Below are 18,953 nucleotides of genomic sequence, written 5' to 3'. Positions count from 1 at the left end.
GCCATGGATACGGCGATGACACTGCCGCGCACGGTTTCCCGGGCTGAAACGGGCGACCGCCTGTTTGTGGTCGGCGGCAAATTAGTGTGGCTGGGCCTGTTGGTCGTGGCGGTTCTGCTGCCGCTGCTGGCGATTTTCTGGCGTGGCTTCAGCAGCGAAGCCGGGCAGGGCGGCGGGTTGATCGCTGCACGCGAGCTGCTGACCAGTGCCAACTTCCACTGGTTGCTCGGCAATAGCTTGAAAGTTTCCCTGAGCGTCGCGGCCGTCGTCGTACCGCTGGCCTATCTGTTTGCCTACGCGCTGCAGCGCACCTTGATCCCCGGCAAGGTGATCTGGCGCGGCGTGTCGCTGCTGCCCTTGATGGCGCCATCGATGTTGCCGGGCATTGCACTGGTGTATCTGTTCGGCAACCAGGGTCTGTTGCGCGGGTTGCTCTCGGACAATATCTACGGCTTCTGGGGCATTGTGCTGGGTGAGGTGATTTACACCTTCCCACACGCCCTGATGATTCTGCTGTCGGCCTTGTCGCTGGCGGATGCGCGCTTGTTCGACGCGGCCTCAAGCATGGGCGCCAGCCCCGCCCGAGCGTTTCGCAGCATTACCTGGCCGGCCACGCGCCAGGCGGTGTTTGCGGCGTTCTGCCTGGTGTTCACCCTGACCATCACTGACTTCGGCGTGCCCGTGGTGGTGGGCGGGGACTACCAGGTGCTGGCGCTGGAAGCCTACAAGGCGGTGGTCGGCCAGCAGCAGTTCGGCCGCGGCGCGTTGATCGGCATGGTGCTGCTGTTGCCGGCGCTGTTCAGCTTTGGTGTGGATGCGTGGCTGCGGCGCCGTCACGGCGACGCCATGAGCGTCCGTGCCCAGGTCTTTCAACCACTGCCATCGCGTTCCAGGGATGGCTGCTACCTGGCTATCGTGCTGCTGATCTGCGCGGCGCTGCTGCTGGTGTTCGGCATGGCAGTGTATTCCTCGCTGGTCAAGTTCTGGCCCTACAACCTGTCGCTGTCCTTGAACCACTACCAGTTCGAAGACACTGCCGGCGGCGGCTGGCTGGCCTATCGCAACAGCCTGACCATGGCGCTGTGCACGGCGTTGATCGGCAGTGTGCTGATCTTCACCGGCGCCTACCTGATGGAAAAAACCAAGGGTCAACCGAGCCTGAACCTGGCCCTGCGCCTGCTCAGCTTTGTGCCGATGGCCGTACCGGGCCTGGTGCTGGGCCTGGGCTACGTGTTCTTTTTCAACCTTGGCGGCAACCCGCTGCATGTGTTCTACGGCAGCATGGCACTGCTGGTGGTGTGCACCATTGCTCACTATCTGACCACTGCGCAAATGACCGCCACCACTGCGCTGCGCCAACTGGACGTGGAATTCGAAGCCGCCGCGTTGTCCCTCAAGGCGCCGCTCTACCGCCATTACTTGAAAGTGACGGTACCGATCTGCCTGCCGGCGCTGCTGGATATTCTGCGTTACCTGTTCGTGTCGGCGATGACCACCGTCTCCGCTGCGATCTTTCTCTACAGCCCCGACACCATCCTCGCCGCCGTCGCCGTCTTGAACATGGACGACGCCGGCAATGTGGGCGGCGCGGCAGCCATGTCCACCCTGATCCTGTTCACCTCAGGCAGCGTCTCGCTGCTGCTGGCGTGGGCCTCACGTGGCGCCTTGCGCCGCTCCCAAGCCTGGCGCCAGACCGCGCCCGGGCAATGATCCTTCAAAGGAGGTATTCGATGTTCAAGTCACTGGCGCTGGTCGCTGCCGTACTCACTGCATTCAGCCTGAATGCCTTCGCCAACACCGAGTTGACCGTGTACACGGCCCTCGAAGCCGAGCAGTTGAAGACCTACAAAAAGGCCTTCGAGCAGGCCAACCCGGACATCCAGATCAAGTGGGTGCGCGACTCCACCGGCATCATCACCGCCAAGCTGTTGGCTGAAAAGGACCGCCCGCAGGCCGACGTGGTGTGGGGCCTGGCCGCCTCCAGCCTGGCGATCCTCGATCAACAAGGCATGCTCGATCGTTACGCGCCGAAGGACCTGGACAAGATCGGCAAAAACTACCGCGACGCCGCCAACCCACCGGCCTGGGTCGGCATGGATGTGTGGGCGGCGACCATTTGCTTCAACACCGTCGAAGCCGAAAAACAGGGCCTGAGCAAACCGGTGAGTTGGCAGGACCTGACCAAGCCTGAGTACAAGGGCAAGATCGTGATGCCCAACCCGGCGTCCTCCGGTACCGGCTTTCTGGACGTGAGCGCCTGGTTGCAAACCTTTGGTGAGCAGCAGGGCTGGCAGTACATGGACGAGCTGCACCAGAACATCGGCCAGTACGTTCACTCCGGCTCCAAGCCGTGCAAGCTGGCGGCGTCCGGGGAGTTTCCGATTGGTATTTCGTTTGAATACCCGGCCGTACAGCTCAAGCGCCAGGGGGCGCCGCTGGACATCATCCTGCCGAAGGAAGGCCTGGGCTGGGAAATCGAGGCGACGGCGGTGCTCAAGGGCACGGCCCACGCCGATGCGGCCAGGAAACTCGCGGACTTCTCCGCCAGCCCGGCGGCGATGGAGCTGTACAAGGACAACTTCGCGGTACTGGCCCAGCCAGGGATTGCCAAGCCACAGACCGAATTGCCCGCCGATTACGAGCAGCGGTTGATCAAGAACGACTTTGCCTGGGCCTCGAAGAACCGCGACAGCATCCTGGCGCAATGGCGCAAGCGCTATGACGGCAAGTCGGAGAAGGTGGCGGGGCAGTAAGGGTACCGATCGTTCCCACGCTCCGCGTGGTAACGCCGCTCCGGACGCTCCGCGTCCGCTCTTGAAGGTCGTGACGCGGAGCGTCACTGGATGAATTCCCACGCGGAGCGCGGGAACGAGAGGACAGTATGAGTAGTGATCTGTTAATTGTCGGCGCCGGCATTCTCGGCCTCTCCCATGCATACGCCGCTGCCAGGCGCGGGCTCAAGGTCAAGGTTTTCGAACGCAGCGCTACCCCGCTGGGTGCGTCTGTACGCAACTTCGGCCAGGCGCTGGTCACCGGCCAACCGCCGGGGCCGATGCTCGACCTGGCGCGGCAAAGCCGCGATATCTGGGCACACTGGGCGCAGGTCGCCGGCTTTCAGCTCAAGCGCAATGGCTCCTACCTGTTCGCCCGTACCGAAGCCGAAGAGCACCTGCTCGAAGCCTTCTGCGCCGGGCGTGCCCGCGAGCACGGCTACAACGTGGCGTTGCTGCAAGGCGCGGCGTTGAACGACCTGTACGGCGGCCAGTTCCGCCATCACCGCGCCGCGCTGCATGGCGCGGACGATCAGCAACTGTATTCGCGCGAAGCGATCCCGGCGCTGATCAACTACCTGGCCCAGGAACTGAATGTGGAATTTCACTTTTCGACCCTGGTGCGCGACGTCGAGCCAGGCCAGTTGCACAGCACGGCGGGGCGTTTTCGCGGCGAGCAGATCATTGTCTGTTCCGGGCACGACTACCAGACCCTGCTGGTCGAATCGATCGCTGCGCTCAATCCACAGGTGTGCCGCCTGCAAATGCTACATGCACGGCCGACGCTTGAGCTGAACCTGCAACACGCCGTGTTGACCGGCCTCAGTTGCGTGCATTACGGCGCGTTCGCCGACTTGCCGCAAGCGGCGCCGGTGCAGGCGCAGATCCTGCGCGAAGCACCGCACCTGCATGAGCACGGCATTCACCTGCTGATCAGCCCTACGCCCCATGGCGACCTGATTATCGGCGATTCCCATGATTACGGCAGCGATGCCTCGCCGTTCAACGCCGAGCAGGTCGATGACTGGCTGATCGAGCTGGCCGAGCAGACCCTGGGCTGCACACTCCAGGTGCTGGAGCGTTGGCAGGGCGTATATGGCTCGCGTGGGCCCGCGCCGTTTTCGTTTGTGCAGGCGGCTGCCGGCATCAGCATTGCGCTGATGCATACCGGTGTGGGCATGAGTGTGGGGCCGGCCATGGCCGAGCGAAATATCACGGCACTGTGGGGGCCGGCGCGCTAATGGCGGATCAGGCTTCGTCCAACCGCTGAGCCAGCGCCTCGATTTGCTCCTGACGCTCGGCCTGGCTCAACCTGGAGTGGGGGTTGAGCGATGACCATTGCGGATAGGCGCGCGCTTTGTTCAAGGCGTCTGGCAGCTTGCCTTCGCGCCAGGTTTTATCCTGGGGCGTATCGACCTTGATGCCGTGCATCGCCGCATGGCCGCGCAGGTTCAGGGCCTTGAGCAACTGGCGTTGGCGCAGGGCAAGCAGGCGCAGCACGCTGTCATCGACGGTCAGCTCGCGTTGGCCTTTGATTTTGCCGAGCAGGCGGCCGCCATAACTGCGTGCGGTCTGCAGCGCGCCACCGGCAATCGCACCGGCGATGGCGGCGGCGCCGAGGGTCAAGCCGCCGACCAACAGGTCCACGCCCGCGCCGGCTGCCGCGCCTGCGGCGATCCCGCCACCTACGCGCACCCCAAGCTGTTTGAGGGTTTCGGGGTTGAACAGGTCGTCGCCCCAGCGTCCGTCCAGCAGCGGCAGGTCGCTGGCGGCGGCGTCCTGCGGGCGGAAGCCGAACAGCTTGAGCAGGGAATCCACACACTTTTGTTCGCGTTGGCGCACGGCCTTGCGCAGTTCGCTGATCGCGTGCGGCTCATCTGCGGTCATTACGCTGCGCCGGCACGCTGCACAGTCGATCAACAATTCGGCGATCAAGCGTGCGGCGCTTTGCTGGCGCGCCTGGCGTTGGGCTTGCTGGTCGAGGATCAGCCGTTCCAACTGCGGCCGTGCGTTTTCCAGCAGCAGGGCCAGGCTTTCATACAACCGCTGTTCGCCGTCTTCCGGCGGCGCCACGCTGTCAAAGCGCACCAGCGCATGCAGGCCAAGGCGAGCCAGGGCTTCGCGCCACTGGGGTTCGCGGTGCTCGCTGCTGCTGACGAAATTGAGCACCGGCAGCAAGGGTTTGCCGCAGCTGGCCAGCACCTGCAACTCGTCGCGGTACTTGGCCAGTACCGGTTCGCGGGCGTCGATCACGTACAGGCCGCCATCCGAGGCCAGCAGTTGGCGCAGCACCTTGGCTTCCTGTTCGAAGCGTTGGCGCGCTTCGCTGCCTTCCAGGAACCGCGTCAGGCGGGCCGGGCCATCCAGGCGTTCACCGGGGCGGTCGAGGCGTTCGAGGTAGTCGAGCAGGGCGATGGCGTCTTCCAGGCCGGGTGTGTCGTACAGCTCCAGCAAGGCTTCGCCATCCACCGACAAGCGCGCACCTTCGACATGCCGCGTGGTGCTGGGGCGATGGGAGACTTCGCCAAAGCCGACATCGCGGGTCAGGGTGCGCAGCAGTGAGGTCTTGCCCACGTTGGTATGGCCGACTACGGCGAGCTTCAGGGGTTTAGTCATGACCGCTCTCCAGCCAGTTCAACGGTGCGCAGTCGGCGAAGGGCAGCTCAAGCTGTTGCAGCGCGCTGTGCCAGTCGCCCAGGCGCTCGGCATCCAGCGCCTGGCCGGGCGGCGCTTGCAGCAGCCACACCCGTGTGGCCGCGGCACTGCGCGCCAGTTCGGCGATCAGCGCCAGGCTGCCACGGTCGGGCGAGCGACGCGGGTCGCAGGCGATGGCCAGGCGCGCGGGCGGGAAGCGTGTGAGCTGCTCCAGCAGTCTGTTGCGCGATTCACGGCTGTCGAGAATGCCGGCGTTCTTGACCGTGCCGGGCAGTTTGGGCGGCCAGGGGCGCTGCTCGTCCAGTTCGATGGCAACCAGCAGCGCGCCGTCGCTGTGCAGCTCACTGACGCCGCCCGCCACCTGGTGCAGGTGTTCCGGCGCCGCATCGTTGACCCCCAGCCGCTCGCTGCTCGGCATCAGGCGCTCGCGCAGTTGGGCATAGCCGGGCTGGGTGAGGTCCAGGCCCAAGGCCGCGCGCCCACGTTTCCAGCGCCACAGGCACAGCAGCGCCAGTACCAGCCGGGGCAGCACCCCGTAGACCAGCAACACCCCCACCAACCAGGCGGCCCAGGCCTGGCGGGCGCTTTCGATATTCAGTGCGGAGTCGCCGCTGGCGCGGATCATCTCGACCGTCGGTACGTTGAAGCCGAGCAGGGCGGGCAGTGTGCCAAGGGCCTGAGTGACGGCGATGAAGGTATCCGCTCCCAGGATGGTGGTTTCCCACACGAAGCCGTAACGCCGGGTGGCGAGCAGCATCAGTAAAACCAGCAGGGCGCTGAGCAACGCCAGCAACCACAGGCTGTTGACCAGCACACCAACCGCCCAACGGTTGAGTTTATGGCGCTGCAGCAACAGTAGCAGTGCCGGTGCCAGCTGCGCGGCCTTGGCGTCGCGCGCAAGTTTTTCGCTGAGCCACAGCCACAGGCGACCGAGGCTGGCGCTGTGTTCGCCGGCAAACACCAGGCCCAGGGCCCAACTGAGCAGCAGGATCAGGTTCAGGCCGAGCAGGCTGCCCAGGGCCCAGAACACATTCACCGGGGTAACGCCGTTGCCCAGCGCGGCAAACGCCAGGCCGGCGCCGCTGATAATCGCGACTATCGCCAGCAGTATCACGGCCAGGCGCGCGCCTTGCAGCCAGCGACTGAGCGCGCCGGTCAGGCCGTCGCGTTCGGCCAGGTGCAGCGCACGTTGCGCGATACGCGTTGGCAGGTCGCCACCGGCCGAGCGGGCCAGGCGGTTGGCTTCGAGGTCTTCCAGGGGGCCGGCGTGTTCTTCGCGCAGGCGCACGGTTTCGGTCAGCCAGAGTGTGTGCAGCGGGTTCAGTGCAGTCACGCGCCATCCTGTTGTGTTCGTGAGGTTGGAGCATAACCGCTGACTCGCAGCTCTGGTATTCTCGTCGCCATGAAAAAAACTCTCCCTCTAAGCCTGATCGCAGCCCTCGGTGAAAACCGCGTGATCGGCGTCGACAACAGCATGCCCTGGCATTTGCCGGGGGATTTCAAATATTTCAAGGCCACCACCCTCGGCAAGCCGATCATCATGGGGCGCAAGACCTGGGATTCCCTGGGCCGACCGTTGCCGGGGCGCCTGAACATCGTGGTCAGCCGTCAGACCGATCTGGTGCTTGAAGGTGCGCAAGTATTTGCGTCACTGGAAGCTGCGGTTGAACGCGCCGAGGCGTGGGCACTGGAGCAGGGCGTGGATGAGCTGATGCTGATCGGCGGTGCGCAACTGTATGCGCAGGGGCTGGAACATGCCGATCGCCTGTACTTGACGCGGGTGGCGTTGAGCCCGGAAGGGGATGCGTGGTTTCCGGAGTTTGATCAGAGCCAGTGGAAGTTGGTGTCGAATCTGGAGAACCCGGCAGAGGGTGATAAACCGGCTTACAACTTCGAAGTGTGGGAAAAGGCCTAAAAGCATCGGGGGCAAGCCCCCTCCCACATTTGAATGTATTCACAAATCAAAGTGTGGGAGGGGGCTTGCCCCCGATAGCGTCCTATCAGGCCTGCGCCAACTCAGCATGCTCATCGGCATCGAGCAACGCTTTATCCGTCTGCCCCATAAGCTGGCTGGTAATCGCCCCCGCCGTCATCGAGCCATTCACGTTCAACGCCGTGCGGCCCATGTCGATCAGCGGCTCCACGGAAATCAGCAGCGCTACCAGTGACACCGGCAAGCCCATGGCCGGCAGCACGATCAGCGCGGCGAAGGTCGCACCACCGCCAACCCCGGCAACGCCGGCCGAGCTCAAGGTCACAATCGCCACCAATGTCGCGATCCAAAGCGGGTCCAGCGGGTTGATGCCGACAGTCGGCGCCACCATCACCGCCAGCATCGCAGGATAAAGCCCTGCACAGCCGTTCTGGCCGATGGTCGCGCCAAACGAAGCGGCGAAACCGGCGATTGACTGCGGGATGCCCAGGCGACGGGTCTGCGCTTCGATGCTCAAGGGGATCGAGGCCGCGCTGGAGCGGCTGGTGAAGGCAAACGTCAGCACCGGCCACACTTTGCGGAAGAAGCGCAGCGGGTTGACGCCGGCCAGCGACAACAACAGGCCGTGCACCACGAACATCAGGCCCAGGGCCAAGTACGACACCACGACAAAGCTGCCGAGCTTGATGATGTCCTGCAGGTTGGAGCTGGCGACCACCTTGGTCATCAGCGCCAGTACGCCGTACGGGGTCAGCTTCATGACCAGGCGCACCAGGCGCATCACCCAGGCTTGCAGGGTGTCGATGGCGTTGAGCACTTTCTGGCCTTTTTCCACGTCATCCTTGAGCAGTTGCAGCGCAGCAACCCCCAGGAACGCGGCGAAAATCACCACGCTGATGATCGACGTCGGCTTGGCCCGGGCCAGGTCGGCGAACGGGTTGGCCGGCACGAACGACAGCAGCAATTGCGGGATGTTCAGGTCGGCGACCTTGCCCGCGTAATCGTTCTGGATCACTTGCAGGCGCGCCATTTCCTGGGTGCCGGCGACCAGGCCTTCGGCAGTCAGGCCGAACAGGTTGGTCAGGCCGATACCGATCAGCGCGGCAATCGCGGTGGTGAACAGCAGGGTGCCGATGGTCAGGAAGCTGATCTTGCCCAGGGACGAAGCATTGTGCAGACGCGCCACGGCACTGAGGATCGAGGCGAACACCAGCGGAATCACGATCATTTGCAGCAGTTGCACATAGCCGTTGCCGACCAGGTCGAACCAGCCGATGGAAGCCTTGAGCACCGGGTGGCCGGCGCCATAGATGGCGTGCAACACCACACCGAATACCACGCCAAGCACCAGGGCGAACAGCACCTTCTTGGCAAGGCTCCAGTGGGTACGGCCGGTTTGTGCCAGGCCCAGCAACAGGGCCACGAACACCAGTAAGTTGAGAATCAGGGGAAGATTCATTGAAGCTCCGTTGAGAAGGCAGCCAATCGCGTGAGCCTGCGATTGCGAACCGGAGAGCCTAACAGCTTGAAATATATTGATTTAATACCGATATGGAATGGTCACTGTCGTTTTTGGAATAAGCGTTTGACGCTGCCGCGTATGCCCTTGGCGGAATCAGGACGCAGGCCGTCGTGCTCAACGCGAGGACTGTCACACAGATTTGTTAGCGTCGATGTCTTTCACTCAGGAAGGAACGCTTATGAAGCTCGCGCCGAAATTGCTTGCCGCCGCTCTCTGCCTTGGGCTCGCCAGCCAGGCGCTGGCCGCCACCGAGTTGAAACACTGGCCGGCGCCTGCCGCCAAACAATTGAACGAGATGATCGCTGCCAATGCCAACAAGGGCAATTTCGCGGTGTTCGACATGGACAACACCAGCTACCGCTACGACCTTGAAGAATCCTTGCTGCCGTACATGGAGAACAAGGGCCTGATCACCCGCGACAGCCTCGACCCTTCGCTCAAGCTGATGCCGTTCAAAGACACCGCCGACCACAAGGAAAGCCTGTTCAGCTACTATTATCGCCTCTGCGAAGTGGACGACATGGTGTGCTACCCGTGGGTGGCCCAGGTGTTTTCCGGCTTCACCCTCAAGGAACTCAAGGTTCAGGTCGACGAGCTGATGGCCTCCGGCAAGCCTGTGCCCGTCACCTATTTTGAAGGCGACGCAGTGAAGAAATCCGAAGTGCAGCCACCGAAAGTCTTCACCGGCCAGGCCGAGCTGTACAACAAGCTGATGGAAAACGGCATCGACGTGTATGTGATGACTGCTGCCTCGGAGGAACTGGTGCGCATGGTCGCCGCCGATCCGAAGTATGGCTACAACGTCAAACCCGAAAATGTCATCGGCGTGACCACTCTGCTCAAGGACCGCACAACGGGCGAACTGACCACCGCGCGCAAACAGATCGCTGCCGGCAAGTACGACGAGAAGGCCAACCTCGGCCTGGAACTGACGCCGTACCTGTGGACCCCGGCGACCTGGATGGCCGGCAAACATGCGGCGATCCTCACGTACATCGACGAGTGGAAAAAACCGGTTATCGTCGGCGGCGACACCCCGACCAGCGACGGTTACATGCTGTTCCACGATGTAGACGTGGCCAAGGGTGGCATCCATTTGTGGATCAACCGCAAAGACAAATACATGACCCAGCTCAACGGCATGATGGCCAAGCATGCGGCGGCGCAGGCCAAGGAAGGGTTGCCGGTGACGGCGGACAAGAACTGGGTGATCGTCAAGCCGGAGGATATTCAGTAACAGGCTGAGCGCGGTCAAAGAAAATGTGGGAGGGGGCTTGCTCCCGATAGCGGTGGGTCAGGCAGCTCATATATTGCCTGACACTCTGCTATCGGGAGCAAGCCCCCTCCCACATTTGATCTTCATCGGTCTTGGGGTTTATCTCCAGGCAAAAAAATGCCCCGCCAAGTACGGGGCATTTTCATGGGCGAGGCTTACAGCCCGTCGAGCATCGCCTTGTTACGCACAGCGCCTTTATCGGCACTGGTTGCCAACAGCGCGTATGCCTTCAACGCGGTAGTGACTTTGCGCGGACGCTTCTCCACCGGCTTCCAGCCTTTCTTGTCCTGCTCAACCCGGCGTGCGGCGAGTTCTTCATCGCTGATCAACAGGTTGATCGAACGGTTCGGAATGTCGATCAGCACTTTGTCACCATCCTGCACCAGGCCGATCGCGCCGCCGGCAGCGGCTTCCGGCGAAGCGTGCCCGATGGACAGGCCCGAGGTGCCGCCGGAGAAGCGGCCATCGGTGAGCAGGGCGCAGGCTTTGCCCAGGCCTTTGGACTTGAGGTACGAAGTTGGGTAAAGCATTTCCTGCATACCCGGGCCGCCTTTGGGGCCTTCGTAGCGGATGATTACGATGTCGCCTTCTTTGACTTCGTCAGCCAGGATGCCGCGCACCGAGCTGTCCTGGCTTTCGTAGATCTTGGCGCGGCCTTCGAACACGTGGATTGATTCATCCACACCGGCGGTCTTCACCACGCAACCGTCCAGGGCAATGTTGCCGTACAGCACGGCCAGGCCGCCTTCTTGCGAGTAGGCGTGCTCGACACTGCGGATGCAGCCGTTTTCACGGTCGTCGTCCAGGGTGTCCCAGCGGGTCGACTGGCTGAACGCGGTCTGGGTCGGAATGCCTGCAGGGCCTGCCTTGAAGAAGGTGTGCACGGCTTCGTCGTCAGTTTGGGTGATGTCCCACTTGGCGATGCCTTCGGCCAGGGACGTGCTGTGCACGGTCGGCAGGTCGGTGTGCAGCAGGCCGCCACGGGCCAGGGAGCCCAGGATCGAGAAGATCCCACCGGCGCGGTGCACGTCTTCCATGTGGTACTTCTGGATGTTCGGCGCGACCTTGCACAGTTGCGGCACGTGACGGGACAGACGGTCGATGTCGCGCAGGTCGAAATCGATCTCGGCTTCCTGGGCGGCAGCCAGCAAGTGCAGGATGGTGTTGGTGGAACCGCCCATGGCGATGTCCAGGGTCATGGCGTTTTCGAACGCCTTGAAGTTGGCGATATTGCGCGGCAATACCGACTCATCGTTCTCGGTGTAGTAGCGCTTGCACAGCTCGACAATCGTGCGGCCAGCCTGCAGGAACAGTTGCTCGCGGTCGCTGTGGGTGGCCAGCGTCGAACCGTTGCCCGGCAAGGCCAGGCCCAGGGCTTCCACCAGGCAGTTCATCGAGTTGGCGGTGAACATGCCGGAGCATGAACCGCAGGTCGGGCAGGCGCTGCGCTCGTATTCCGCGACCTTCTCGTCAGAAGCGCTGGAATCGGCGGCGATGACCATGGCGTCGACCAGGTCGAGGCCGTGGGAGGCAAGCTTGGTCTTGCCGGCTTCCATCGGGCCGCCGGAGACGAAGATCACCGGGATGTTCAGGCGCAGGGCGGCCATCAGCATGCCGGGGGTGATCTTGTCGCAGTTGGAAATGCACACGATGGCGTCGGCGCAGTGGGCGTTGACCATGTACTCCACGGAGTCGGCGATGATCTCGCGGCTCGGCAGCGAGTACAGCATGCCGTCATGGCCCATGGCGATGCCGTCGTCCACGGCGATGGTGTTGAATTCCTTTGCCACGCCGCCGGCGCGTTCGATCTCGCGGGCGACCAATTGGCCCAGGTCCTTGAGGTGGACGTGGCCAGGGACGAACTGGGTGAACGAGTTGGCAATCGCGATGATCGGCTTCTTGAAGTCGTCATCTTTCATCCCCGTGGCACGCCACAGTGCGCGCGCGCCGGCCATGTTGCGGCCGTGGGTGGATGTTTTCGAGCGATAATCTGGCATGGAGCACTCCGGGCGGCTAATCAAGTACTAAAGGGAGTGAGCTTCTATAGACGTCTGGAACACTCAGAAAATGGCCGTGTGTCCGGAAGTTGCCACTCGCGTCGCGGGATCGCCGCGTGCTGGGGCCTCGAGCTCATAAACCCGCCGGGGGATGACTGGCGATGAATAGGGCCGATTCTACACCGTCTTCCTGTAGGAGCGAGCTTGCTCGCAAAAAACGTCAACGATAACGCAGCGCTATCAGGCAGCGCGCGTCGCCTGTTGGTTTTTCGCGAGCAAGGGCTAGCCGCCCGCCTCGCTCCTACAGGGGCAAGACATATTCAGAACTATTGTTTACAGGCTAGTCGACGCTTCGGCTCCTACCGTTTCTCTTCCAATCACAGAAGAGGACGAAGGAATGTCCACCCAGCAAAATGCTCATCGGCTGCGCACTGGGCGCTATTCAGAATCGGGCCGCGTGTACCTGATCACGGCTGTTACCTACCAACGACAATCAATTTTTCAGGACTGGCGCATTGGTCGCCTGCTCGTCAGCGAATTCAGGAAAGCTCAGGAAGAGGGTGAGGCGACTTCGCTCGCCTGGGTGGTCATGCCTGACCACTTCCACTGGCTGGTGGAATTGCACAATGGCGACTTGCCAAGACTGATGCGAATCACCAAGTCGCGAAGTGCCCGCGCGATCAACAGTGCGAGGTGCTCTTACGGGACGCTTTGGCAAAAAGGCTATTTCGATCGGGCATTGCGTCGTGAGGAGGATTTGAAGGCAATGGCCCGTTATATCGTCGCAAATCCTTTGCGTGCAGGTTTGGTCGAGCACATTGGTCAATACCCGCTATGGGATGCCATCTGGATATGACGCACCTTCACTTGTAGGAGCGAGCTTGCTCGCGAAGAACGTCAACGATAACGCAGCGCTATCAGGTAGCCCGCGTCGTGTATGAGTTTTTCGCGAGCAAGCTCGCTCCTACAGGGAGGTTCCGGTGTTAGCTGTTCGGCAACAACCGGCACGTAATGCTCTTGATATAGCGCGTCTCGACAATCGCCGGGTGCACCGGGTGGTCCGGGCCCTGGCCGCCGCGTTCGAGCATCTGGATATTGCGGTCCAGGTGGCGGGCGCCGGTCAGCAGGATGTTTTGCAGGTCGTCTTCGGGCAGGTGCATGGAGCACGAGGCGCTGACCAGGATGCCGTCCTTGCTGAGCAGGCGCATGGCTTGCTCGTTCAGGCGGCGGTAGGCGCCTTCGCCGTTTTTCATGTCTTTCTTGCGTTTGATGAAGGCCGGCGGGTCGGCGACGATCACGTCGAAGCGTTCTTCGCTGGCTTTGAGTTCCTTGAGCGCTTCGAACACGTCGCCTTCGATGCAGGTCATTTTCTCGGCGACGCCGTTCAGCGCGGCATTGCGCTCGACGCCATCGAGGGCGAAGGCGGAGGCGTCGACGCAGAACACTTCACTGGCGCCGAAAGCGGCAGCTTGCACGCCCCAGCCGCCGATGTAGCTGTACAGGTCGAGTACGCGCTTGCCCTTGGCATACGGCGCCAGGCGTGCGCGGTTCATGCGGTGGTCGTAGAACCAGCCGGTTTTCTGGCCCTGGATCACCGGGGCTTCGAATTTCACGCCGTTTTCTTCCAGCGCTACCCACTCCGGCACCAGGCCGAACACGGTTTCGACGTAGCGGTTGAGGCCTTCGGCGTCGCGCGCGGCGGAGTCGTTCTTGAACAAGATGCCGCTCGGCTTGAGCACTTGGGTCAGCGCGGCGATCACGTCTTCTTTATGGGCTTCCATGGTCGCCGAGGCGATCTGCACGACGAGGATGTCGCCGAAACGGTCGACCACCAAACCTGGCAGCAGGTCGGAATCACCGTAGACCAAGCGATAGAACGGCTTGTCGAACAGGCGATCACGCAGCGACAGGGCGACGTTGATGCGGTGCACCAGCAGCGACTTGTCCAGCGGCAACTTGATGTCGCGCGACAGCAGGCGGGCGCAGATCAGGTTGTTCGGGCTCATGGCTACGATGCCGAGGGTCTTGCCGCCGGCCGCTTCCAGGATAGCCTGGTCACCTGCCTGGAAGCCGTGGAGTGGGGTGGCGGCCACGTCGATTTCGTTGCTGTAGACCCACAGGTGGCCGTTGCGCAAACGACGATCGGCGTTGGCTTTGAGACGCAGGCTTGGCAGGGACATGACGTCGCTCCGGAAAAAAGAGCGGGAGTATACCGTGTTGTGTAGTTACTGAGCGCGCCGCCGGACATGTGGGAGGGGGCTTGCTCCCGATAGCGGTATGTCAGAAACAGATGAGCTGACTGATCCACTGCTATCGGGAGCAAGCCCCCTCCCACATTAAGTCCGGTTTCAATCTGGCATTTGGGTGTCGGCCATGTCTGCATAAGGGTTAGAATCCCCGCCTAGCCCAGAGTGTGTACTTATGTCCCAAGAGCTTTCCGCCGAACAGATTCAGCAGGTGCTGCAAGGCATCAGCGTGCCGCCCCAGCCGCAAATCATGGTGGATTTGCAGATGGAACAGTACATGCCCGATCCGGACCTGGAAGTGATCGCCCGGTTGATCGCCCAGGACCCGGGCCTGTCCGGCGCGTTGCTGAAAATCGTCAACTCGCCGTATTACGGCCTGAGCAACAAGATCGCCTCGATCCAGCGCGCGGTGAACCTGCTGGGCAGCCGCTCGGTGATCAACCTGATCAATGCGTTGTCGATCAAAGGCGAGATGAGCGATGACACCATCGTCACGCTCAACCGCTTCTGGGACACGGCTCAGGACGTGGCTATGACCTGCCTGACCCTGGCCAAGCGCACCGGCGCTCAAGCGGTCGACGAAGCCTATGCCCTGGGCCTGTTCCACGATTGCGGCGTACCGCTGATGCTCAAGCGGTTCCCCAATTACATGACGGTATTGGAACAGGCCTACGCCAATGCCGGCCCGGATTGCCGTGTGGTCGACACCGAAAACAACGCGTTCAACACCAACCATGCCGTGGTGGGCTACTACACCGCCAAATCCTGGCGCCTGCCGGAGCATGTGACCGACGCCATCGCCAATCACCACAACGCCCTGGCGATTTTCAGCGATGAGTCATCGCGCGCACCCGTGCTTAAAAACCTGCTGGCGATCCTGAAAATGGCCGAGCACATTTGTTCGTCCTATCGCGTGCTGGGCAACCAGACCGTCGACCGTGAATGGGAGGCGATCGGCCACCTGGTGCTGGATTACGTGGGCCTGTCGGACTACGACTTCGAAAGCCTGAAGTTGTCGATCCGCGAGCTGGGCGCGCACTGAGCCTTTCTTCCCGAGGTACACATGCCTGAGTTACCAGAAGTCGAAACCACCCGGCGCGGGATTGCCCCTCACTTGGAGGGCCAGCGCGTCAGCCGGGTGGTGGTGCGTGAGCGCCGTCTGCGCTGGCCGATCCCGGAAGACCTCGATGTGCGCCTGTCCGGGCAGCGCATCGTGCTGGTGGAGCGGCGCGCCAAGTACCTGTTGATCAATGCCGAAGTGGGCACCTTGATCAGCCACCTGGGCATGTCGGGCAACCTGCGCCTGGTTGAAGTCGGCATGCCTGCGGCCAAGCATGAACATGTGGATATCGAGCTGGAATCCGGCCTGGCCCTGCGCTACACCGACCCCCGGCGCTTTGGCGCGATGCTCTGGAGCCAGGACCCGCACAACCACGAGCTGCTGATCCGCCTGGGGCCGGAGCCGTTGACCGCGCTGTTTGATGGCGAGCGTTTGTTCCAGCTGTCCCGTGGACGGTCGATGGCGGTGAAGCCGTTCATCATGGATAACGCGGTGGTGGTGGGCGTGGGCAATATCTATGCGACGGAAGCGCTGTTTGCGGCGGGAATCGATCCGCGTCGCGCGGCGGGCGGTATATCGCGGGGGCGTTATCTGAAGCTGGCGATCGAGATCAAGCGCGTGCTGGCGGCAGCCATCGAGCGCGGCGGTACCACGTTGCGCGACTTTATCGGCGGCGATGGGCAGCCGGGGTATTTCCAGCAGGAACTGTTCGTTTATGGCCGGGGCGGCGCGGCGTGCAAGGTCTGCGGGACCGAGTTGCGCAATGTGGTGCTGGGGCAGCGGGCGAGTGTGTTTTGCCCCAAGTGTCAGAGCTGAGTGCTGTGTGATGGCTGATATCGCCATCGGGGGCAAGCCCCCTCCCACATGTGAACACATTTCAAATGTGGGAGGGGCGGTGCGACGATTCGACTTGCCCCCGATGAGGCCCTTACAGACGCTGAATAGCCTCAAGCCTTACCGGTAATCTTCCGGTACTTCTCCATCAACTGCTCTTCCGTCTCCGGATGGGCTTCATCCAATGGAATACAATCCACCGGGCACACCTGCTGGCATTGGGGCTCGTCGTAGTGGCCGACGCACTGGGTGCACAGGTTGGGGTCGATCACGTAGATCTCTTCGCCCTGGGAAATTGCAGCGTTCGGGCACTCGGGTTCGCAGACGTCGCAATTGATGCAATCGTCGGTGATGATCAGGGACATGAAAACTCCTGCCAGGGCCGTCAGCCAAGGCATCTGAAAACTAATGCGCGCAATTGTGCCGCATTGGCGCCCGCAGCGCGAGCGGGCGCCGGTTGAGCGGTCTTACTTCTTGAAGCGTAGCGTCAGCGCGTCCGCAACGGCTGGATGCACGAACTTGGTGATATCTCCGCCCAAAGCAGCGATTTCGCGCACCAACGTCGAGGAAATGAACGAGTAACGTTCCGACGGCGTCAGAAACAGGCTTTCCACGTCCGGCGCCAGTTGGCGGTTCATGTTGGCCAGCTGGAATTCATATTCGAAATCCGACACCGCGCGCAGGCCACGCAGGAACACATTGGCGTTCTGCTCCTTGGCAAAATGCGCCAGCAGCGTCGCAAAGCCCACCACTTCTACGTTAGGCAGGTGCTTGGTGACCTCACGGGCCAGCTCCACGCGTTGTTCCAGCGGGAACAACGGGTTTTTCTTGGGGCTGGCGGCAACCGCGATGATCACATGGTCGAACAGGCGAGAGGCGCGTTCGACCAGATCGCCATGGCCTTTGGTAATCGGGTCGAAGGTACCTGGGTACAACACTCGGTTCATCGCGTCGTCCTGGCGGAGTCCGTTGGGGAACCGGATGGTATCGCAGCCATCCCGGTCGGCCAAGTCGACTTATGTAGATAGATGCGGTGAATCCTGCGATTTTTCACGCTGTTTTCAGACGTTCGGCCAAAGCCGACGCCAGTTGGGCAGTCAATCCATACACCGACAATTGGGGATTTGCCCCAATGCTGGTGGGGAACAGAGAGCCGTCGTGAATCGACAAGTTGCGCAGTTGGTGATGGCGACCGAGGCTATCGGCCACTGCGTTTGTCGGGTCTTCGCCCATGGCGCAACCGCCCATCACATGGGCGCTGCCCAGGGTGGTGCGATGCAGCTCGAGGCTCAAACCGTCGATCAAACTACGTGCGTCTGCCAGGTTATTCACGTACCGGGCGTCGTGATGCAGGGGCTTGACCGATTTGGCGCCGGCCGCGAACTGAATCTCGGCCATGCTGTGGAAGGCCCGGCGCAGGCCGTCCCAGGCGTAGGGCGAGACCTGATAGTCGAGCACCGGCGTACCGTCACCGCGTAATTCCACTGCGCCGCCAGGGCTGTCGGGGTGAAAGCCGTCTCGCAATAGCGCGAGCATGGCGTGGGTGTGGGGCAATTGGCTCATGTCCAAGGCATTCTGCGCGCCGTAGCCGCCGAACAGGGTGGTGGCCAGTCCTGGATGCAGGGGCGGAGCTTCTAGTTTGTAGGACATTTTACCGGTGGTGCCGTCCTGCCACTGGAAGTGGTCGGAATAGATCGACTGCGGCGCCCCGTAGAACGGGTTGATCACCTCGTCGAACAACCCGGCGGAGAAATTCACCAGGTGCAGGAAGGTGCGTTTGCCCAGGCGTGAATGCGGGTCGGGCGCGCCGGAGCGCATCAGCAATGCCGGGCTGTTGATGCCGCCGCCCGCGAGTACGTAGTGTTTGGCCTTAACAGTGATCTTGCGGCCGGTAGGCGCCACGCAGCGCTCATCCATGGCCACGCATTCCAGGCTGCTGATCATGTCGCCGCTGTATTTGAGGCGCTCGGCGCGAGCCAGGTAGAGCAGCTCGCCGCCTTTCTCCAGCGTGGCGGGGATGGTGGTCACCAGCATCGATTGCTTGGCGTTGACCGGGCAGCCCATGCCGCAATAACCCAGGTTGAAGCAACCGCGCACATTGCGCGGGATCACGTGCCAGCTGTAGCCGAGCTTTTCGCAGCCTTTGCGGATCACGTCGTTGTTGGCATTGGGCGGCAGGGCCCATGGCGCGATGCCCAGGCGCTGCTCCATGGTCTCGAACCATGGCGCCATCTCGGCGCTGCTATGGCCCTTCACCGCGTAGTCGCTGGCCCAATGGGCGAGGGTGGCATCCGGTGTGCGGAAGCTGGAGGTCCAGTTGATCAACGTCGTGCCGCCCACCGCCCGGCCCTGCAGGATGGTAATCGCACCGTCCTTGCTCATGCGGCCGATCCCTTCCTGGTACAGGCTGGCATAGGCTTCGTCTTCCAGCAGCTTGAAATCAGTGCTGGTCTTGAGTGGGCCTTCTTCGATCAACAGCACCTTGTAGCCCGCGGCGCTGAGGATTTCGGCGGTGGTGCCGCCACCGGCGCCGCTGCCGATGATGGCTACGTCGGCTTCCAGGGTCAGGTCGCTGTCGAGGGCGGCGCCGTTGTGGGTTTTCCAGCCGCGGGCCATGCCGTCGCGGAATAGATCGGGTACGGGCATCAGGTTCGTCTCT

At 62.3% G+C, this 18,953-nt stretch carries 16 protein-coding genes; 8 read left to right on the top strand and 8 right to left on the bottom strand.

Annotation, left to right across the window (positions count from 1 at the left end):
• The first annotated feature begins 3 nt into the window (after nt 1–3).
• From C4J89_RS25300 to C4J89_RS25290, 3 genes are all read left to right on the top strand, one after another.
• Nucleotides 4–1,710, top strand: a complete 1,707-nt coding sequence (locus C4J89_RS25300) for a putative 2-aminoethylphosphonate ABC transporter permease subunit (RefSeq protein WP_177413036.1) — start codon at nt 4–6, stop codon at nt 1,708–1,710.
• A 20-nt stretch (nt 1,711–1,730) separates the two neighbouring features.
• Nucleotides 1,731–2,753 (top strand): putative 2-aminoethylphosphonate ABC transporter substrate-binding protein, encoded by a 1,023-nt coding sequence (locus C4J89_RS25295; RefSeq protein ID WP_124415843.1) that lies wholly within the window; start codon nt 1,731–1,733, stop codon nt 2,751–2,753.
• Between the two features lie 128 nt (nt 2,754–2,881).
• The gene (locus C4J89_RS25290) at nt 2,882–4,012 is read left to right on the top strand and encodes a TIGR03364 family FAD-dependent oxidoreductase (RefSeq protein ID WP_124415842.1); all 1,131 of its coding nucleotides are present in this window, start codon (nt 2,882–2,884) and stop codon (nt 4,010–4,012) included.
• Between the two features lie 7 nt (nt 4,013–4,019).
• Here the strand turns inward: C4J89_RS25290 and C4J89_RS25285 are convergent, their stop codons facing one another.
• Nucleotides 4,020–5,387: a DUF3482 domain-containing protein gene (locus tag C4J89_RS25285; RefSeq protein WP_124372192.1), complete on the bottom strand. Its 1,368-nt coding sequence runs from the start codon at nt 5,385–5,387 to the stop codon at nt 4,020–4,022.
• Nucleotides 5,380–6,759 (bottom strand): DUF2868 domain-containing protein, encoded by a 1,380-nt coding sequence (locus tag C4J89_RS25280; protein ID WP_124415841.1) that lies wholly within the window; start codon nt 6,757–6,759, stop codon nt 5,380–5,382. The genes C4J89_RS25285 and C4J89_RS25280 overlap by 8 nt, the downstream gene beginning before the upstream one ends.
• Nucleotides 6,760–6,828: 69 nt before the next feature.
• Here C4J89_RS25280 and C4J89_RS25275 point away from each other — a divergent pair, with 69 nt between their 5' ends.
• Nucleotides 6,829–7,341 (top strand): dihydrofolate reductase, encoded by a 513-nt coding sequence (locus tag C4J89_RS25275; RefSeq protein ID WP_124372190.1) that lies wholly within the window; start codon nt 6,829–6,831, stop codon nt 7,339–7,341.
• Nucleotides 7,342–7,426: 85 nt separating this feature from the next.
• Here the strand turns inward: C4J89_RS25275 and C4J89_RS25270 are convergent, their stop codons facing one another.
• A complete protein-coding gene (locus tag C4J89_RS25270; RefSeq protein WP_124415840.1) occupies nt 7,427–8,818 on the bottom strand; it encodes an L-cystine transporter in 1,392 nt (463 codons plus the stop codon).
• A gap of 241 nt (nt 8,819–9,059) precedes the next feature.
• Here C4J89_RS25270 and C4J89_RS25265 point away from each other — a divergent pair, with 241 nt between their 5' ends.
• A complete protein-coding gene (locus C4J89_RS25265; protein WP_124415839.1) occupies nt 9,060–10,118 on the top strand; it encodes a haloacid dehalogenase-like hydrolase in 1,059 nt (352 codons plus the stop codon).
• 194 nt (nt 10,119–10,312) lie between these two features.
• Here C4J89_RS25265 and ilvD read toward each other — a convergent pair whose 3' ends face one another.
• Nucleotides 10,313–12,154 (bottom strand): dihydroxy-acid dehydratase, encoded by a 1,842-nt coding sequence (gene ilvD / locus C4J89_RS25260; protein ID WP_057723488.1) that lies wholly within the window; start codon nt 12,152–12,154, stop codon nt 10,313–10,315.
• Nucleotides 12,155–12,551: 397 nt separating this feature from the next.
• Here ilvD and C4J89_RS25255 point away from each other — a divergent pair, with 397 nt between their 5' ends.
• Nucleotides 12,552–13,010 carry a transposase gene (locus tag C4J89_RS25255; protein ID WP_124415838.1) on the top strand — a complete coding sequence of 153 codons (459 nt, stop codon included), beginning with the start codon at nt 12,552–12,554 and terminating at the stop codon, nt 13,008–13,010.
• Nucleotides 13,011–13,137: 127 nt separating this feature from the next.
• Here C4J89_RS25255 and C4J89_RS25250 read toward each other — a convergent pair whose 3' ends face one another.
• Nucleotides 13,138–14,334, bottom strand: coding sequence for a class I SAM-dependent rRNA methyltransferase (locus C4J89_RS25250; RefSeq protein ID WP_124415837.1), 1,197 nt, complete (start codon nt 14,332–14,334; stop codon nt 13,138–13,140).
• A 295-nt stretch (nt 14,335–14,629) separates the two neighbouring features.
• Between C4J89_RS25250 and C4J89_RS25245 the strand changes: the two genes are divergently transcribed.
• Together C4J89_RS25245 and mutM are read left to right on the top strand one after the other, a co-directional pair.
• Complete coding sequence (locus C4J89_RS25245; RefSeq protein ID WP_177413034.1) at nt 14,630–15,442, top strand: HDOD domain-containing protein; 813 nt, start codon at nt 14,630–14,632, stop codon at nt 15,440–15,442.
• Between the two features lie 21 nt (nt 15,443–15,463).
• On the top strand, nt 15,464–16,276 hold the full coding sequence (gene mutM / locus C4J89_RS25240; protein ID WP_124364828.1) for a bifunctional DNA-formamidopyrimidine glycosylase/DNA-(apurinic or apyrimidinic site) lyase: 813 nt from the start codon (nt 15,464–15,466) through the stop codon (nt 16,274–16,276).
• A 131-nt stretch (nt 16,277–16,407) separates the two neighbouring features.
• Here mutM and C4J89_RS25235 read toward each other — a convergent pair whose 3' ends face one another.
• The 3 genes from C4J89_RS25235 to C4J89_RS25225 form a co-directional block, all read right to left on the bottom strand.
• On the bottom strand, nt 16,408–16,659 hold the full coding sequence (locus C4J89_RS25235; protein ID WP_003195146.1) for a YfhL family 4Fe-4S dicluster ferredoxin: 252 nt from the start codon (nt 16,657–16,659) through the stop codon (nt 16,408–16,410).
• A 102-nt stretch (nt 16,660–16,761) separates the two neighbouring features.
• Nucleotides 16,762–17,241: a pantetheine-phosphate adenylyltransferase gene (gene coaD / locus C4J89_RS25230; RefSeq protein ID WP_049711086.1), complete on the bottom strand. Its 480-nt coding sequence runs from the start codon at nt 17,239–17,241 to the stop codon at nt 16,762–16,764.
• Nucleotides 17,242–17,344: 103 nt separating this feature from the next.
• Nucleotides 17,345–18,940: a GMC family oxidoreductase gene (locus tag C4J89_RS25225; protein WP_124415835.1), complete on the bottom strand. Its 1,596-nt coding sequence runs from the start codon at nt 18,938–18,940 to the stop codon at nt 17,345–17,347.
• Nucleotides 18,941–18,953: the final 13 nt, after the last annotated feature.

The sequence above is a fragment of the Pseudomonas sp. R4-35-07 genome (genome assembly GCF_003852235.1).
GTDB lineage: Bacteria > Pseudomonadota > Gammaproteobacteria > Pseudomonadales > Pseudomonadaceae > Aquipseudomonas.
This window is presented reverse-complemented; position numbering and strand designations above follow the sequence as displayed.

Excerpts from the sequence above, each read along its gene's own strand:
- C4J89_RS25300 (WP_177413036.1), top strand. The coding sequence starts at position 4 with ATGGATACGGCGATGACACTGCCGCGCACGGTTTCCCGGGCTGAAACG.
- C4J89_RS25295 (WP_124415843.1), top strand. The coding sequence starts at position 1,731 with ATGTTCAAGTCACTGGCGCTGGTCGCTGCCGTACTCACTGCATTCAGC.
- C4J89_RS25290 (WP_124415842.1), top strand. The coding sequence starts at position 2,882 with ATGAGTAGTGATCTGTTAATTGTCGGCGCCGGCATTCTCGGCCTCTCC.
- C4J89_RS25285 (WP_124372192.1), bottom strand. The coding sequence starts at position 5,387 with ATGACTAAACCCCTGAAGCTCGCCGTAGTCGGCCATACCAACGTGGGC.
- C4J89_RS25275 (WP_124372190.1), top strand. The coding sequence starts at position 6,829 with ATGAAAAAAACTCTCCCTCTAAGCCTGATCGCAGCCCTCGGTGAAAAC.
- C4J89_RS25270 (WP_124415840.1), bottom strand. The coding sequence starts at position 8,818 with ATGAATCTTCCCCTGATTCTCAACTTACTGGTGTTCGTGGCCCTGTTG.
- C4J89_RS25265 (WP_124415839.1), top strand. The coding sequence starts at position 9,060 with ATGAAGCTCGCGCCGAAATTGCTTGCCGCCGCTCTCTGCCTTGGGCTC.
- ilvD (WP_057723488.1), bottom strand. The coding sequence starts at position 12,154 with ATGCCAGATTATCGCTCGAAAACATCCACCCACGGCCGCAACATGGCC.
- C4J89_RS25255 (WP_124415838.1), top strand. The coding sequence starts at position 12,552 with ATGTCCACCCAGCAAAATGCTCATCGGCTGCGCACTGGGCGCTATTCA.
- C4J89_RS25250 (WP_124415837.1), bottom strand. The coding sequence starts at position 14,334 with ATGTCCCTGCCAAGCCTGCGTCTCAAAGCCAACGCCGATCGTCGTTTG.
- mutM (WP_124364828.1), top strand. The coding sequence starts at position 15,464 with ATGCCTGAGTTACCAGAAGTCGAAACCACCCGGCGCGGGATTGCCCCT.
- C4J89_RS25235 (WP_003195146.1), bottom strand. The coding sequence starts at position 16,659 with ATGTCCCTGATCATCACCGACGATTGCATCAATTGCGACGTCTGCGAA.
- coaD (WP_049711086.1), bottom strand. The coding sequence starts at position 17,241 with ATGAACCGAGTGTTGTACCCAGGTACCTTCGACCCGATTACCAAAGGC.
- C4J89_RS25225 (WP_124415835.1), bottom strand. The coding sequence starts at position 18,940 with ATGCCCGTACCCGATCTATTCCGCGACGGCATGGCCCGCGGCTGGAAA.